A 15,670-nucleotide genomic window follows, 5' to 3' on the forward strand; every position below is an offset into this window, starting at 1 on the left:
CATTCAAGTTAGGGCTCATTTTGCGGAGAGCTCGTTCACTAATATATATTTTTCTTTTCCCCGCAACTGCACAGAGCCTAACGGGCTGGCTTGGTAATGTTCGGGTAACTGAAGCTCCGACAGCACTTCACCTGAAACGATCAGCTCTTTCTGAAATTGCTTGCATAACTGCTGAATGCGTGACGTTGTATTCAATACATCGCCCGAATAGGTAATATCACGTTTAATGATGCCAACCTCTCCGGCAATTACTTTGCCGCAATGTATACCTGCTTTGAAAGTAGGCACCAGGTTATAACGTTGCCGGTACATATCACCATTTTTCTCAATATGCTGTTTAATATCGAAGAAGCATCTCACACAGTGATTGTTTTCAATGCCATCGCTATACGTCCAGGCCACTACTACTTCATCGCCAACGTACTGGTATATTTCGCCTTTGTTCTCTAATATCGGGTAGGTGATATCCGCAAAGAAGTCTTTGAGAAGCTCGTGGTATTTTTCATTTCCCATGGCTTCTGCGATAGCCGTAGAAGAGTTCAGGTCAAGGAACATGAAAATTCGCGTTTCCTCACGCGGTGTGTTATATAGTCCGCGGATGATCTTCCAGAAAACGCCCTGCCCAAATTTATTATTGATCTGCAAGGCAAGTTGTGTGAGAGCAACAACCATCGACCAGAAAAATATATTCTTGGCGCGAGTCGTATCATGCAGAAATTTGTTGAATGCCTGCTGCGACACCGGATCAAAAAAAGGTTTACCGGTTCGCAATGGAACAGCTATAAATGCCAGCGTCAGCATGATCGTCGAGATAATCAGTACGTAGGCGAGCCCGACAGTGATCACGGTATAGCCATAGGGTTTGTCCTGGAATTTAACATTGATATAAAACACCATGAAGCTTCCTCCCAACAATGCACCCATCAATGCCGAACCCAGGTGAAAGGCGGTTGACAATAAAAAAGAATATTCTTCCGATGGTCCGTTCGAACTGGCTGAATGCAATACCAGGTAATCGTATACAGACATGCATACAGCCAGTATAAGCCATATCAGTATAATGGTTCTCAATTGTATCCAGCGAATTCTGTTGCTTCTTGTCATGCGAATAAATTTAAAGTACTGATCCTCATAACTCCAAATTAAACCTGTACAGAAGCTGTTGTGATAACATCATGTGCACTGTATTTCATCAACATTAACCGGCTACTGGTCATTTTTGTAGTTGGAGTATCCGAAAGATGCTATAAATTCATAGCGACAACCCAGAACCAATGGCTATGAAACCATCGTCTATCTCGCGAAGAGATTTCTTCCGACTTTCAGGTATCTCCGGTGCTGCGCTAATGTTAGGATTTAACGTATCATCGGACGCAGCGGGAAAGATTATTTCCGATCAATTTCCAGATGTAAATAATGTCTCGTTAAATTCCTGGATCAGCATTGATACTACGGGGCGTGTAACCTTAGTATGTCATCGCGGTGAGATGGGCCAGGGATCGTTTCATTCCGTGCCTCAAATTATTGCAGAAGAGTTGGAAGTAAACCTGGATCATGTAAACGTGGTGTTTCCCCAAGGTGTGCAACGCCGGTATGCAAGTCTTCTCAGGATACGCGATGGCAGTGTAACCATACGGGCCTCGTATCAGCAACTGTTGGAGCTGAGTGCCACAGCACGCGAGATGCTGATCACCACCGCAGCCAGGCGATGGAATGTTTTGAACACCGAGTGCTATGCTGAAGAGGGTAAGGTGATACACCGCACGACAAAACGCACTTATCATTATGGCGAGCTTGTAGAAGAGGCGTCAACATTAACGCCTCCGGTAGGCGTACCGTTAAAAAACATAAAAGACTACAAAGTTCTGCGAAAGCCGCTCCCCCGGAAAGACACACCAGCCAAATTGAATGGCACGGCCACCTTCGGGCTTGATAAAAAACTACCCGGTATGCTCTATGCAGTAGTGGAGCGAAGTCCGTGTTATGCCGGTAAAGTAAAAGTTTTTGATGATCGTGAAACGAAAGCTGTGCCTGGTGTTTTGCATGTCTTCAAAGTGGCACGTATTGTATTGGGTCATCCGCAGGAAGGTGTTGCTGTTGTGGCTACTCACTCGTGGGCCGCTCTGCAAGGCAGAAAGTTATTGAAGATAGCATGGGATGATGCAGGCTTTGAGAAATATAGTACCGCGCAGCTCTTTGCACAGATGCATGCAGAAGCACAGGTAGCAGATACAGGTTTACCCGCAGCCGCTGAATTTAATGAAGTATATAAACAGTCAGCTATACAGGTGGAAGCTACCTATGAAACACCCTATCAATCGCATTGTTGTATGGAGCCTCCCAATTGTATAGCCGATGTAAAAGAAGATTCGTGTACAATATGGGGACCGCTGCAGGATGTGATCTGGATTCAGGAAGAGATCAGTCAACTCCTTCACCTTCCGGTAACAAAGGTTGATGTAAATATGACTTTTACAGGAGGTGGCTTTGGCAGAAAGGCTTCTCCGGATTATCCGATCGAAGCTGCACTGATCTCACAACACATCAAGACACCCGTGCAAGTTATCTGGACGCGCGAAGATGATCTGAATACGGGTCCTTATAGGCCAGGTGCAGTATATGCATGTCGGGCGGCATTGGATAGTACGGGAAAAATTACAGCACTTGAATCAAGACGTGCAGCACAAGACCTCGGGTGGTGGCAGCCTGCATCCAATAACCCTGCTATACGAAATGAATATACACCGGAAGGCTTGTTTCAACCTATCGTAGAATCAATTCCTGTTAAAAGTTTTCCGGCTTTGCCAATACAGGCTCCGATACCGATGATGTGGTGGCGGTCGATCTGGCTATCAACCAACGTATTTGCCTATGAAAGCTTTCTGGATGAGTTGGCAATCAAAGCCGGTAAAGATCCGCTCAACTTTCGCAGGCAGCATATCGCTACACCACGCTATACAGCGATGATTGACACTTTGGAACAATTCAGCAACTGGCGTGACCGGAAAAAGAATGATGGCTGGGGCGTTGCCTTTGCAGAGGGATACTGGAGCATGGTAGGAGAGGTTGTAAAAGTCAGCAGGAAGGCTGATGGACGATTGAAGATCGATAAAGTTTTTGCTGTGATCGACTGCGGCTGGTATGTAAATCCGGAAATAATTCGTGCCCAGGTGGAAGGAAGCATCATTATGGCATTGGGAGCTGCTATAAAACACGCCATTCATTTTGAAGACGGAAAAGTGGTAGAACACAATCTTGATAAATATAGTCTGCCGCGTATAACCGATACTCCGGAGATAGAAGTATATATTATAAATAACGAAGAAAGGGCAGGAGGAGTAGGCGAACCTGCACTGCCGCCCTTTGCACCGGCACTAACCAATGCGATTGCCGACCTTACGGGAAAACGGATTCGAAATTTACCTTTCAATCTTCATGAAATATAGCACTTCACAAGACAGCGCTAAGCCACCCGTACTACGGGAATAAAAAAGGATATCGTTAAAGTACAGATCGCTAAATCGATTGGCCGGACTCAGAATTGAAGTCAATCTTTTTGATCAGCTTATCATCGCTAAAGTAATAGGCCTCATACGAATGGCTGTTGATACTAAATACTTCTTCAATGCGTACGTGGTTGGCATTGCCCTGCTGGGAAGCTATATATTGTTGCTGGTCAGACGACAGATCTGAAAGTGGAATTTCCTGTTCATATTCAAAACCTCCATCATACTCCAGCTCGATTGAGATGTTGGCCTGCTGCCATTGCAGCTGAGATTCTATACCTCCTGCAATTGGTGAGAACGAAAGGTTAACATTGTTCTGGGAAAGAATCTGACTTCCGGATTGGCTTAGCATTACTATACCTGAGAGTACCATCGATGCATAGCCCGCTTTTCTGAAAATATTTTCACTGATCCAGGTTAATCCCCATTTCATAAACCAGGATGATATCAGACCGCCCAATGCTACAATAATTCCCAATACAAGTACTTTGCCCGTCATGAGTCCGAAGGAAGCATAGAGCACAACCTTGATGACATGTAGTATCATTTCATTGGCAGCGCGTGTGGCTACAATCTCTTCTTTGCCAAGACCATGGCGCAAATAAAACCGATTGAACAAAAGTCCTACCGCACCGGTAAGCCCGGAAAGAAATCCTGCGAGAAAACCAATAACCAGCAATGACGAAGTTGAAGACTTTTGTACAGCCTCTGCGTTTTTTTTCTTCTTAAAGAGTAAAGGAAGATTTCCTGCCAGAAATATACCCATTATAATTTCAAGGTATAAGGGGTTGGCAAAACGTAAAAGCCAGGCGCCTATAAATACGGCCGGTATAGCCGTGGGCACAAACCAACGCACTATATCCCAGCGGATTCTATTGCGAAAAACAACAATACGCGATGCCGATGACGATACTGTACCCATGGAGAGCGCAGCAGGCACCTGTGTAACCGGAAGCACAGCGCCCAACACGGGCATCATTAAAAGCCCTGCACCACCACCACAAACAGCACTCAAACAAAATGCAACGAATGCACAAAGAAATAATACAATACCGGAAGCAATCATGGCAACAAGAACGAAGGCGATTCTGAATATATTCTGAAGAGGCTGCAGGCTGCTGGTTACAAGCTGCTGGCAAGATGTTTATACTTCAACTATATCATTCGTTGATCCATGTCGCTGTTGGTATCTTGCAAAAAGTCTAGTTGCACAAGGTATGTGATTCTTTGAGAGATTTTGTATTCGGAAATATGTCATAAGTTAATCGCTGATAAGCCCCTTCCGGATAACAGATAACGAATAACGTTCCTGGCTTTGAACATCCGCAGTCATTTAGTAAATTGATCTAAGCAATATGAAAGATTATTGTAGAATGAAGATATAGGTATAAACTTATATGTTTATATTCTTATTAAGTGAGTAACTATCTCTACATCATTTCGGTTGCGATTGTGATTTAGAAATTTTTCAATACAACTACTGAACGTAAGATTCGCATATCATTTTAAAAGATAGCAGGTTAAGTACCTATTAATTTTGTATTACAAATTTTGCAGGATATACAGGTATCAACATTGTTTTTAAGTAACTGTTTTTCGTAAGCTGAGAATTACCGTGTTGCCGTTCGCTTCCATTCTGCTCTACCCGGCGAACGTTACAGTGCTGCGATGTCGGAATTATCATTGGCTGAATTGTAAGTAGTCTGTTCCTGCACGTTTGAAAAAACAACCCCAACCATGAGTAGATCATCCGGTATCAGACTTCTATTGTCTTTTACATTCGTAGTGGCATGGTTCATACCCACGTCACGAGTCCACGCACAATGCCAGGGGCTTCCACCGGTTGCTGCACTCGGCAGTAACAAATTCCCGGTAGGGCTTTGTGCTCCGGTCAATGCCAACGTAACCTACGCCGTAACATTCACTTCACCTGTACCCGCCGGTACATTAGAGCTGGTGTATGATTGGGGCGATGGCACTGCCGCTGAAGTTATACCGCTCACTACAGGCGACACAAAATATCAGGCTGCCCGCACGCATAGTTTTCCGGTAAACAGCGATTGCGAATATCCGGTGGTAATTACCATACGATACAATGGGAAATACTGTACTACTACACGACAGCTACAGAAAATTGCTTCCTGGCGCACCGATAATTTTAATGGTGGAAATATTGGCCTGGTATCACCGGTGAATGGACTCACTGAACATTACGTTTGTGAAGGTCAGGACATTGATGTTGTATTTGATGATGAGACTCAATGGAACTGCAATGCGCAGTATATTCAAACGCCTCCTAATCCGATTGAATCTCCCAACATCGAAAACCGCTGGCAACAAATCATCTACAACACAGGTATTGCCAGTGGCAAGATACCGAATGTGAAAGTGAATGGCGTTGCCGTGACGGGTGCCGGTGGTGCAGACATCATCTCAAACTATAACGATCCGCGCGGCATTGCATACATGGCAAGTCCGGTATATATAGAAGACGCGCGCAGAAGACCTTCATTGCAGATTACAGCACCCGGTGGTTTTGGTGCAGGCTTTCCTAAAGCAGGCGATGTATTTGCCATTACGCTTCGTTACTGGAACTTCTGTAATCCATACGATGATCCGAATATACCCGGCCCTCCGGCCGATCTTGCCAATGGCGATAATGCCCCGATCGTTCGTACATCCTATATTAAGATTGTTGCACCGCCAGTAGCACCCACAGTTGCCAGTCAAACCGTTTGTAATGGCACAACACCTACTGCATTTACAGTAAGCAATGTACCGGTAGCAAACATGGTTCGATGGTATACGAATATACCGAACCCTGATCGTCCCGGTAATTTAATTGCCACTGGTAAAACACTCGCGGTTACTGCACATCCGGACTGGAAAGGTAATACTGTTGCAGGCGCGCTTAAAGTATGGGCAAGCCATCAGGCCACTACTGGCGGTACAACAAATTGCGAGAGCCCGAAAACATTGGCGGTACGCACTATTCGCGAAGCATTGGTTGTTCCGGATGCGATTACTCCTGTTCCTACAGAAGTTTGCAATAACAGTACATTGGTTATTACACTCCCTTCGCCTCCGGCAGAAAATTTCGGTGGTGCAACAGCTTATACATGGACTGGCTCTACGGGTGTTAAACTCACATCGAGCAACAGTTCTTCGGCAACATTTGCCATCGGCATAACAAACTTTGGTACGGCACTATATATTGATCGCACCATAACGGTCAGCCGGCAATATACTACTGCACCAACCTGTGCCGGCACCAGAATATATAACATTCGCATTTATAAACCGGCTGTTGCCGGAAACCTGTCTGCAGCAGCTGATGTGTGTGAAACCACCGCGGTTAATCCCATCACGTTAACAGGCTATACCGGCAATATTGTGCGATGGGAAGTAAAAAAAGATGCTGGAAGTTTCAACACCTACACCGGTTCGTCATCAGGCGCAACCATTACACCCGGCATTTTACCTGCTGGCCGCTATACATTTCGGGCGATAGTAAAGAATGGCGGATGTAATGAAGTGTACAGCAATGAAGAAAACGTTGAAGTTTTTGCAGCGCCGGCGAAAGCCGATGCAGGGAACGATCAGTTCATCTGTACCTCGCTAAGCTCCGCGGCCATGAACGCCAGCAACCCGGCTCCGGGTATAGGAACATGGACCTATGTATCGAGTATACCTGCCGGGCTTCCGCCTCCCGTATTTACAACCAACGCACACGACCCCAATACATCGATCGCTGTATCGGCTGCCAATGCCGGAGCTTATCGCATGCGCTGGACAGTAACGAACGGACTATGTTCAAGCACAGATGATGTTATTATTGACTTTGGAACAACACCTTCGGATGCACATGCCGGTGATGATAAAGCAGTGTGTGGGTCAGAAACAACGCTGGAAGGCAATGTGCCTGCAGTTGGTCTGGGCACCTGGACTGTTGTGAGTGGCCCCAACGGATGTGCTGGCGATGCCTGTGGCATTATTATACTCGATCCTTCCTCACCGTCATCGTCTGTGAAACTGGCCGGTACACCGGTTATATATGGCAGCTATATATTTCGCTGGTCTATCGCCAGTGGGGGAAATAATTGTTTTCAGAAATCAGACGATGTAACCATCCGGTTTGAAGAACCTGTTCAGGTGAAGGCTTCGGATATATATGATATCTGCCTGGATGTAAATGCACTGAACCCGATACCCTTAACCGGTACGGTAACGGGGCCCTTTCAGCAGGTTACGTGGACTAATGTATCCGGCAAGGGAACCGTAACTGCTACGACTGTGAAAGGTTCAGGTATATATACCGCCGAAGCTTCCTATGTACCTACAGCCGAGGATTACAACAGTGGCATACCCATACAGGTAAAGCTCGTGGCCGATGCAAATGCAGCCAGTATATGTTCTACTGCAGAACAACTCGTAACCATTACGTTTGATCGCAAACCAGTAGCCAATGCAGGAACTGATCTGACGCATGTATGCGATAACGCAATAAAACTGAATGCTGCGCCGCCGGTATACGGTGCTGTGGGTACATGGACAACAACACAGCCCGGTGTTACATTTGATAATCCCAAAGATCCTTTTACCACCGTGCGGAATCTGCCAGCCGCACCCAGCCAAACCGTGGTAACGTGGACGTTAACCAGTGCCAGCGGTAAATGTGTATCAGCACCGTCATCCATCACGCTCACCCGTGTGGATGTACCACCGGTAATCAATCTAACTGCGACAACATGCGAAGTGGGTAACAACACAACCAATATCGTATTGACAACCTACGAAAATGCTATCACTTCGTTGCAAGCAAATGCGCGTGAAATCACCTGGTATAGAGATGCCGCACCTCCGGCAGGTATACCAGTGGCTGATCCTGCCGTAGCACAGACGAATGTTGCCAATGGCCAGGTATATATAGCACGGGTTCGTGAAATCAGCACAACGTGTACCAGCGATGCGAAGCTCACTATTAACGTTCGTCCGTTGCCACGTGTTATGAATAGCCTGACAACGCTCTGCGAAGATACTCCGGGGAGTCATACAGTATTCGGTATAAATTTGAATGACGCCCGCTACACCAGTGCCATAACACAAGAACCGAATGTTACGATAACGTGGTTTAACAGCGAAACCGATGCGTTCAACAACACATCACCTATAACAGCGCCGATCACCGTTTTTAATTCCAGAGATGTATATGCGCGTGTTACTTATCGTGACACACCTTCGTGCACAGCGATCGGCAAATTATCGATCCTGATAAATTCCAGTCCGGCGATTACAACCATCTATGGCCGCGAGGCTGTTTGCCAGACATCACCATTATCGCAGGTGGAGATATACCAGGTGCCCCCGATTCCGGGAGCGAAGTATTACTGGGAAGTGCCGGGCCAGTTCACCGTTTTTGGAGGCGGCCAGGAAAATGATTTCTACGTGATGTTGCAATTTCCGAATATATATACGGGCAAGATCAAAGTAAGGGCAGCACTTAACGGTTGCAGTGGGTCTACCGTGGAAAAGGAAATTAAAGTACTATCAGCTCCTGTGAAACCTGTTATTACGGGGGCTGGTATAGCTTGTGAAAATAGCGGAGCCGTTGCCTTTCGTGTGTCTCCTGATAATTATCCGACCTCTACGTATAACTGGGAAATCCGAAGAACATCTGATAACAGCCCGGGCGGTGCTGATATTGTAGAAGGCCAGTCAACCGGAAACATACTGGTAAATTTCCAGAAGGAAGATGTGATACTTACCGTTCGCGAGAACAATACATTCTGTGTAAGTCCGGATGCAACCAAAGTAGTAAACGTGGTTCCCGTACCGAAAGCCGGTCTGAGTATAGAAAAAGAGATTACGTGTTTTCAGCAGAAAGATGGTGCTATACGCGCCACAGTTACCGGAGGCACAACACCTTACATGGCCTATACATTGCTGCAAACCGGAGCAACGGATGCCAATAACGATGGTATATTTGAAAACCTCGGCCAGGGCAGTTATACTGTTAAGGTAAAAGATAGCAACGGTTGTGAAGCTACTTCCAACGTACAGGTATTAACACAGCCCGATCAGGTTTCCATTACCAGTGTAAAAGTACTGACGGATGGCAACGGCTTCAACGTAAGTTGCAAGGATGCCAGCGATGGTGAAATCACCGTTTCTTTTTCGGGTGGAAACAGCAATGCCGACTATACGGCTATATTAACCAAAGCGGGCAGCACAACACCCGTAAACCTGAATGGCAGAAATAACATCACCTTCAGTAACTTATCCGCGGGCACCTACACCGTTACCGTTCAGGATTCAAAAGGCTGTATGTCATTGCCTGTAAATGCTTTCCTGATAAATCCTCCTGTATTTTATAGCGGCATGATCGGGACAAGCCAGAATGTATGCTCTGGCGCAGATGCTGCTATAATAAACGAACTGGCTCCTGCATCCGGTGGTACAGGAAACTATACATACGAGTGGCAGGAATCGCTCACTGGCAATGTAAACAACGATGCAGACTGGGTGACGATAGAAGGAGCAACCGGTACATCGTATGATCCTCCTGCATTAACCGTTACCAAACATTATCGGAGACTGGTGCGGAGCATATCCATGTTGCATGGCACACCTTCATCGTGCGAAGTAAAAGGGAAGACTGATAAAGTAACGATCACTGTTAATCCTATACCAACGGTATCGTTCCAGGCAGCTACCGCACAAGTATGTTATGGTGATCCACTGCTGTTAACGCTCAATCTTACCACTGGCACTGCTCCCATAGAGTATGAATATACTTCTGCCTTAACCGGCACATCGGTGAAACGCCAGGGTGGCAAGAATACCATCATCACCATCGCCGATTTTAAGGAAGACGATACCTATAGTATCATCAGCGTAACCGATGCCAATGGTTGCCAGGTAAAACAATTACCTGCACCGGTATCGGTAAAATCTATCAAGGTAAATCCTGATTTTACTGTGGTTGGCACAGGCGCACAGTGCGATGGCAGCGACTTTATATTTACCTGGACAGTGGAGAAAGACATCGATTATCGATGGGAGTGGAGCGATGGAACCATCACAGAATTTAAATCAGGAGCTATACCGGTGGGCTTGCAACAAACACAGCATCGTTTCCCGGCGGGTTCCAACGAAGAATCCGCTATATATTCGGTAAAGTTGTTTGCCAGGCATCCGGCCTGCATGGAAAAATATACCAGTCACGATGTAACCGTATTTCCTTCCATTGCGCTTAACGTTACTGCCAGCGAAAGCTCGTTGTGCAGCGGTGAAACGATAACGTTCTACGATAACTCATCAGGTATAGATAAAGGTACATGGTATTACCGCGAGCTCGGCTCAGCAGCACGGTTAGGCGAAAAGCAGAAGCAGCGCATGATAAGCTATAATCTGGCCAATATAACCAGCAAAGATATTGTTACCTATGAAGTGGTATATGAGGCTTCAAACAATGAAGGGTGTAAAGCAATATATAAAAAGCAGGTACCGGTATATCGTGGCACCGTGGTAGACTTTGAGGTCGGCCCGATCGTACGATTAAAGGGCGATGTATTCGGCATTACGTTTACCAACACCAGCCCTTCAATAGAACCACAATACTTCGATTATACCTGGGACTTCGGACCACAGTCAAATGCCGTGACCAACACTACCACGTATTGCGAGGTACAATACTATACACCCGGCGACAAAAATGTTACTTTGAGCGCTGTCAATCGCAAAGCCTCACAGGCCGGCGAGTTCTGTGCATCGACTATTACCAAACTGGTGAGTATACCGGTGAGTGAATTGCATGCCGCTTTCAGCGCAACGCCAACGGCTGCCTGTTTCCCGGTTGATATTGTGGTTAACAACACTTCTACCGGGGCCGATGCATTCCTGTGGAAAGTATATAATCAGGGCAACCTGGTAACCACTTCCAACTTGCTGAACCCGGTGTTCAAAATAACCGATCCGGGCGTGTATGATATATACCTTACAGCCACCTATTCCACTACAGGACAATCGCTGGAAGCACAGCAAAGCGGTATTCAGGTGTTTGATGTTCCGGAGGCTGCCTTCGGTGTACGCTCCAATCTTGTCTATGTTCCGGACACGGAATTACAAGTGATGAACTTCTCCACAGGAGCAGATGAGTATATCTGGGATTTTGGTGATGGCGGTACTTCAAGCGACTTTGAACCTCACTACACCTATCAATCAGAAGGAAAGTATATGGTAAAACTTCAGGCAGGAAAGAACTATGGCGATCAGGATCGCAATGGTGATGGTATCACCGATGGCCCTATGGTGTGCTATGATTCAGCGCAACAGGAAGTAGTAGCCGTGAATGGAGGCTCCATCGTCATCCCTAATGCCTTTACACCTAACACAGGTGGCCCTTCTGGCGGACGTGTAGTGAGTGGTGGCATTAACGATGTGTTTATGCCGAAAGTAAAAGGCGTTGCGGAATATACCATGCAAATCTATAACCGCTGGGGTACGCTCATCTTTGAAAGTCATGAGGCTGATATGGGCTGGGACGGTTATGACCGCCATGGCAAACTGCTGCCGGCCGGAGTATATGTATACAAGATTTCGCTGACACAGTCAGACGGCCAGCGGATTACGCGCCTCGGCGATGTAACGCTTATACGATAGCGATACGGGTATATTTCAGGAACCACCTCCGATTTGTGAATCAAACAACATGAAAACTATATTTCTTAAACTTGGTCTTGTTCTTCTTACGTACATAGCGTTTGCGCAGGATGCACAGTTCTCGCAGTACTATCAGGCACCGTTGGTTTTAAATCCTGGTTTCACTGGCATCACACCTCGTCAGCGCATGATAGTGAACCATCGCATTCAATGGCCCAGCCTGCCGCAGGCATTCTCTACGTATGCAGCTTCGTATGATATATTTCTTAACCAGATACGCAGCGGTATAGGTTTCTTGGCAACCTCCGACAGGATAGGTTCTGCCAACTGGAGAAGCACCACCGTGAGCCTGCTATATTCTTATAAAGTAAAGCTTACGGACAAACTCGTATTCTCTCCGGGGCTTTCCTTTGGTTATGGTACCAATGGCATCGATCGCTCCAAACTTCGGATGGGTGATGACCTGGAATATAACGGCATATCGCTTGATCCTGCTTTGAATCAGATCAGTCAGCCCAGCTATGCGGATTTTGGTTCAGGCTTTTTGCTATACTCTAAAAAACTTTGGTTTGGTGCGTCATTCGCACACATGAATCGCCCAAACCTTTCAGTAATAGGAGAGGAGAGTCGTCTTGCGATGAAGACTGCTATACATGCCGGCATGAAACTGGAATTGACGCGAGGACCACGTTCCGGCCGACCGGTATATTTCACACCATCATTTATATACCGCATGCAAGGTTCCACATTCTCACAACTCGACCTGGGCGCAAACTTTCATGTAGATCCGGTATCTGTAGGAATCTGGTATCGGGGGAAACCCTTCGTGAAGAACGTGATCAACACCATCGATCAGGACGCACTTATCTTGTTTACCGGACTATATTTAAAAAGACTTACCGTAGGCTACAGCTACGACTTCACTATTTCAAAACTTCAAACATCGTCCGGCGGAGCACATGAACTTTCACTCACCTACGAGCTCCCTTCGAAGAATGATAATAAGAATCGCAAGAAGAATAAGCTCATACCGTGCCCTGCGTTTTATAGCAAGCCGGATTTTTGGTGATCCGGTAATTGTTATCCGTTGTCCGGGAGAAACCAGCGATCCACAGCCTTCTTGAGTCCGATGTAATCGCGAGCATCATTAGAAGCCCAGGCTACAATTCCATCAGGACGTATAAGTGCAGCGCTCAGACCTAGTGATTCTTTTGCATTACCCGAAATATACCTGATCTGTTCACGGTATTTATCGGCCAACGTTTTAAGGGAAGTATTCAGATCAAAATCAAGCAATATACCGTGGCCATCGTGCATGAATTCGCCAAGGGTTACACTATCCTCGAACTCAAAATTAGGAACGCTGTGACCTACCAGCGAATGATCGCCATCGAGATTGTAATGTGTATAAATGCCCCATACCCGTCCTGCTATATATGTAGCCCCATCGCGTGTACCCATAAGATCGCGCATAATGGCATTCAATGCACGTGCCTGTAAATTTGGTTTCATAATAGCAACCTGCGCACGTGACCAATCCAGAACCTGTACACCAACAGGATGTCGTTCGGAACAATAACTGTCTAATAAACCATTCGGAGCTTTTTCCTGAATGGTTGCAGCGAGCTTCCAGCCGAGGTTCATCGCATCACCTAATCCCAGATTAAGCCCCTGGCCTCCCAATGGCGAATGAATGTGAGCTGCATCGCCTGCTAATAGAATTCGCCCGTTGCGATAGCTCGAAGCTTGTCGCGCGCGGTCTGTCCACGTAGTTGCTATATGTAACGCAGTAATCGTAATGTCTGTCCCGGAGATGCGGCGTAGCACTTCCTGCACATGTTCACGCGTAAGCGGCTTTTCTGAATGATGAAACGCACCGCCATCGAAATCCTGAATAATCACATAACCGGGCTGCGATTGCAGGTACATGCCAGCAGGTGTCACGTTTCGCCCGGGTTTGAGCTTCTCAGGATCAGCCATGTCAAGCAAAACAGAATAGCCGGTAAATTCGGGTTCGGTTCCAGCAAATTCAAAACCTCCAGCTTTGCGAACAATACTGCGGCTTCCATCACAACCTACCAGCCATTTACCTTTGAAAGATTGGCTTTCTGACTGAACGGTTACTTCGTTCTCAGTTTGCTGAAAGTCGATAAGGGCTGATCCACGTTTGATTACTACGCCCAGCGTTTCTGCTCTGTGCGATAGTATGGATTCAAGCTCCTGAATTTCAGACAGCAAACTGGTATCCGTTGAGCTCGGAAGGCGATGTTTCCATTGCGAAGCATCGATATTGCCTTCATGAAATGGAATTCCGGCGAAGTGTCCCACCTGACGATTGGACCCATGGTGCACGCCAGCATGAGGATTTTTAAGATGCTTATGGATCTTAAGTTCTTTTAACAGTCCGCGGCGATAAAGCGCTTCGATGGTGGGAGCGGAGAGTCCTCTTATACCGAAGGGGAGCTGCTTTAATGGTGAATGCGGAGAGTCTGCTTTTTCAAGTATAAGAACTGAACATTTTGCCAGGGCGAGTTCGCAGGCAAGGAACAGCCCTACAGGTCCTGCCCCCGAAATGATGACATCGTAAACAGCGTGATTTTGTGCTTTCATTATATGATAATTGATTGCACAAAATTCTGTGAAGCTGCTGCCTCAGGCTTGTATAAACGCGACAAAATCGCTAATTCAAGCCGCTATATATTTATGGCATTGAACGTTAGGATTGATTTTGAGAATTGCTACGATGCAGAACCGCTGTCGGCAGATTTACGCCTTACAAAATTCGAAACAGAGCGGATTGATAACTCGAATGTTTTAATAGGCGTATTGATTGGCAGTCAGCCCCAGCCATTACTTCCCAATGTATATAACCTGGCTTTCGGGCCGATGGACGGGAACAACGAGATTGATGATCAGGTCAAAGTGGCTCACCTGGATCACTCGAAAATGTTCTCCACAATCATTCTATCTGCGCTTACTTTTTTGAATGCAAACGCCGACAAATACCTGGGCATAGACGGCACCAACAATGCCAGAGCTTACCTGTATTTCAGAATCATACAACGCAACTACGATATTCTGACACAGTATTTTGATATCTATGGAGTAAAGTATTACGTTAGGATACTGAGAAAGACTAACGATGAAGATGATGGCTATCCGGTAGATGCAGACGACATTACTGCAGTGCCGGCAAGAATAACAAAAGGAGAATCGGTAAGGCCGGAGAAGATGTATAACTATTTTATCTTCAGAATTGCGGGCCAAGCCAGGGAATAAGAAACTTAATAAATTGTTGTATCTTCGTATTACAAAATGAAAGACCGCGTTTTAGATAAGATCAAAGCACTTACTGAAAAAGCCAGGGAAAATGGTAACAGAAATTCCATGCATGTACATTTGGCTTCGGGAAATACCGATTCTTTAAGTAAAGTGATCAAGACCAAAGAACAGGCTGAAGAGTTTATGAGAAACCTAAAGGCTCTTTAAAAGATATATTTAAC

General features: G+C 46.1%; 8 protein-coding genes. 5 read left to right on the forward strand and 3 right to left on the reverse strand.

The window, feature by feature from the left end; genetic code table 11:
* Positions 1 to 15 precede the first annotated feature (15 nt).
* Positions 16 to 1,104, reverse strand: a complete 1,089-nt coding sequence (locus V7Q33_RS10695; protein ID WP_331974534.1) for an adenylate/guanylate cyclase domain-containing protein — start codon at positions 1,102 to 1,104, stop codon at positions 16 to 18.
* A 170-nt stretch (positions 1,105 to 1,274) separates the two neighbouring features.
* Between V7Q33_RS10695 and V7Q33_RS10700 the strand changes: the two genes are divergently transcribed.
* A complete protein-coding gene (locus V7Q33_RS10700; RefSeq protein WP_333819828.1) occupies positions 1,275 to 3,446 on the forward strand; it encodes a xanthine dehydrogenase family protein molybdopterin-binding subunit in 2,172 nt (723 codons plus the stop codon).
* A 70-nt stretch (positions 3,447 to 3,516) separates the two neighbouring features.
* Here V7Q33_RS10700 and V7Q33_RS10705 read toward each other — a convergent pair whose 3' ends face one another.
* Entirely contained in the window at positions 3,517 to 4,572 is a 1,056-nt protein-coding gene (locus V7Q33_RS10705; RefSeq protein WP_333819829.1) for a sulfite exporter TauE/SafE family protein, read from the reverse strand.
* Between the two features lie 671 nt (positions 4,573 to 5,243).
* On the opposite strand from V7Q33_RS10705, the gene V7Q33_RS10710 reads away from it, so the two are divergent.
* Both V7Q33_RS10710 and V7Q33_RS10715 read left to right on the forward strand, forming a co-directional pair.
* A complete protein-coding gene (locus tag V7Q33_RS10710; RefSeq protein WP_333819830.1) occupies positions 5,244 to 12,167 on the forward strand; it encodes a gliding motility-associated C-terminal domain-containing protein in 6,924 nt (2,307 codons plus the stop codon).
* A 49-nt stretch (positions 12,168 to 12,216) separates the two neighbouring features.
* Positions 12,217 to 13,236 (forward strand): PorP/SprF family type IX secretion system membrane protein, encoded by a 1,020-nt coding sequence (locus tag V7Q33_RS10715; protein WP_333819831.1) that lies wholly within the window; start codon positions 12,217 to 12,219, stop codon positions 13,234 to 13,236.
* 11 nt (positions 13,237 to 13,247) lie between these two features.
* Here V7Q33_RS10715 and V7Q33_RS10720 read toward each other — a convergent pair whose 3' ends face one another.
* On the reverse strand, positions 13,248 to 14,777 hold the full coding sequence (locus tag V7Q33_RS10720; RefSeq protein ID WP_333819832.1) for an FAD-dependent monooxygenase: 1,530 nt from the start codon (positions 14,775 to 14,777) through the stop codon (positions 13,248 to 13,250).
* Between the two features lie 93 nt (positions 14,778 to 14,870).
* On the opposite strand from V7Q33_RS10720, the gene V7Q33_RS10725 reads away from it, so the two are divergent.
* On the forward strand, positions 14,871 to 15,446 hold the full coding sequence (locus V7Q33_RS10725) for a DUF6934 family protein (protein WP_331974522.1): 576 nt from the start codon (positions 14,871 to 14,873) through the stop codon (positions 15,444 to 15,446).
* A gap of 36 nt (positions 15,447 to 15,482) precedes the next feature.
* The gene (locus V7Q33_RS10730) at positions 15,483 to 15,656 is read left to right on the forward strand and encodes a hypothetical protein (RefSeq protein ID WP_331974521.1); all 174 of its coding nucleotides are present in this window, start codon (positions 15,483 to 15,485) and stop codon (positions 15,654 to 15,656) included.
* Positions 15,657 to 15,670 lie beyond the last annotated feature (14 nt).

It is taken from the genome of Ohtaekwangia sp. (assembly GCF_036786105.1).
GTDB lineage: Bacteria > Bacteroidota > Bacteroidia > Cytophagales > Cyclobacteriaceae > Ohtaekwangia.

What these genes read in the sequence shown, in the direction of transcription:
- V7Q33_RS10710 (WP_333819830.1), top strand. Translation starts at nt 5,244, where the DNA reads ATGAGTAGATCATCCGGTATCAGACTTCTATTGTCTTTTACATTCGTA.
- V7Q33_RS10705 (WP_333819829.1), bottom strand. Translation starts at nt 4,572, where the DNA reads ATGATTGCTTCCGGTATTGTATTATTTCTTTGTGCATTCGTTGCATTT.
- V7Q33_RS10715 (WP_333819831.1), top strand. Translation starts at nt 12,217, where the DNA reads ATGAAAACTATATTTCTTAAACTTGGTCTTGTTCTTCTTACGTACATA.
- V7Q33_RS10725 (WP_331974522.1), top strand. Translation starts at nt 14,871, where the DNA reads ATGGCATTGAACGTTAGGATTGATTTTGAGAATTGCTACGATGCAGAA.
- V7Q33_RS10730 (WP_331974521.1), top strand. Translation starts at nt 15,483, where the DNA reads ATGAAAGACCGCGTTTTAGATAAGATCAAAGCACTTACTGAAAAAGCC.
- V7Q33_RS10695 (WP_331974534.1), bottom strand. Translation starts at nt 1,104, where the DNA reads ATGACAAGAAGCAACAGAATTCGCTGGATACAATTGAGAACCATTATA.
- V7Q33_RS10700 (WP_333819828.1), top strand. Translation starts at nt 1,275, where the DNA reads ATGGCTATGAAACCATCGTCTATCTCGCGAAGAGATTTCTTCCGACTT.
- V7Q33_RS10720 (WP_333819832.1), bottom strand. Translation starts at nt 14,777, where the DNA reads ATGAAAGCACAAAATCACGCTGTTTACGATGTCATCATTTCGGGGGCA.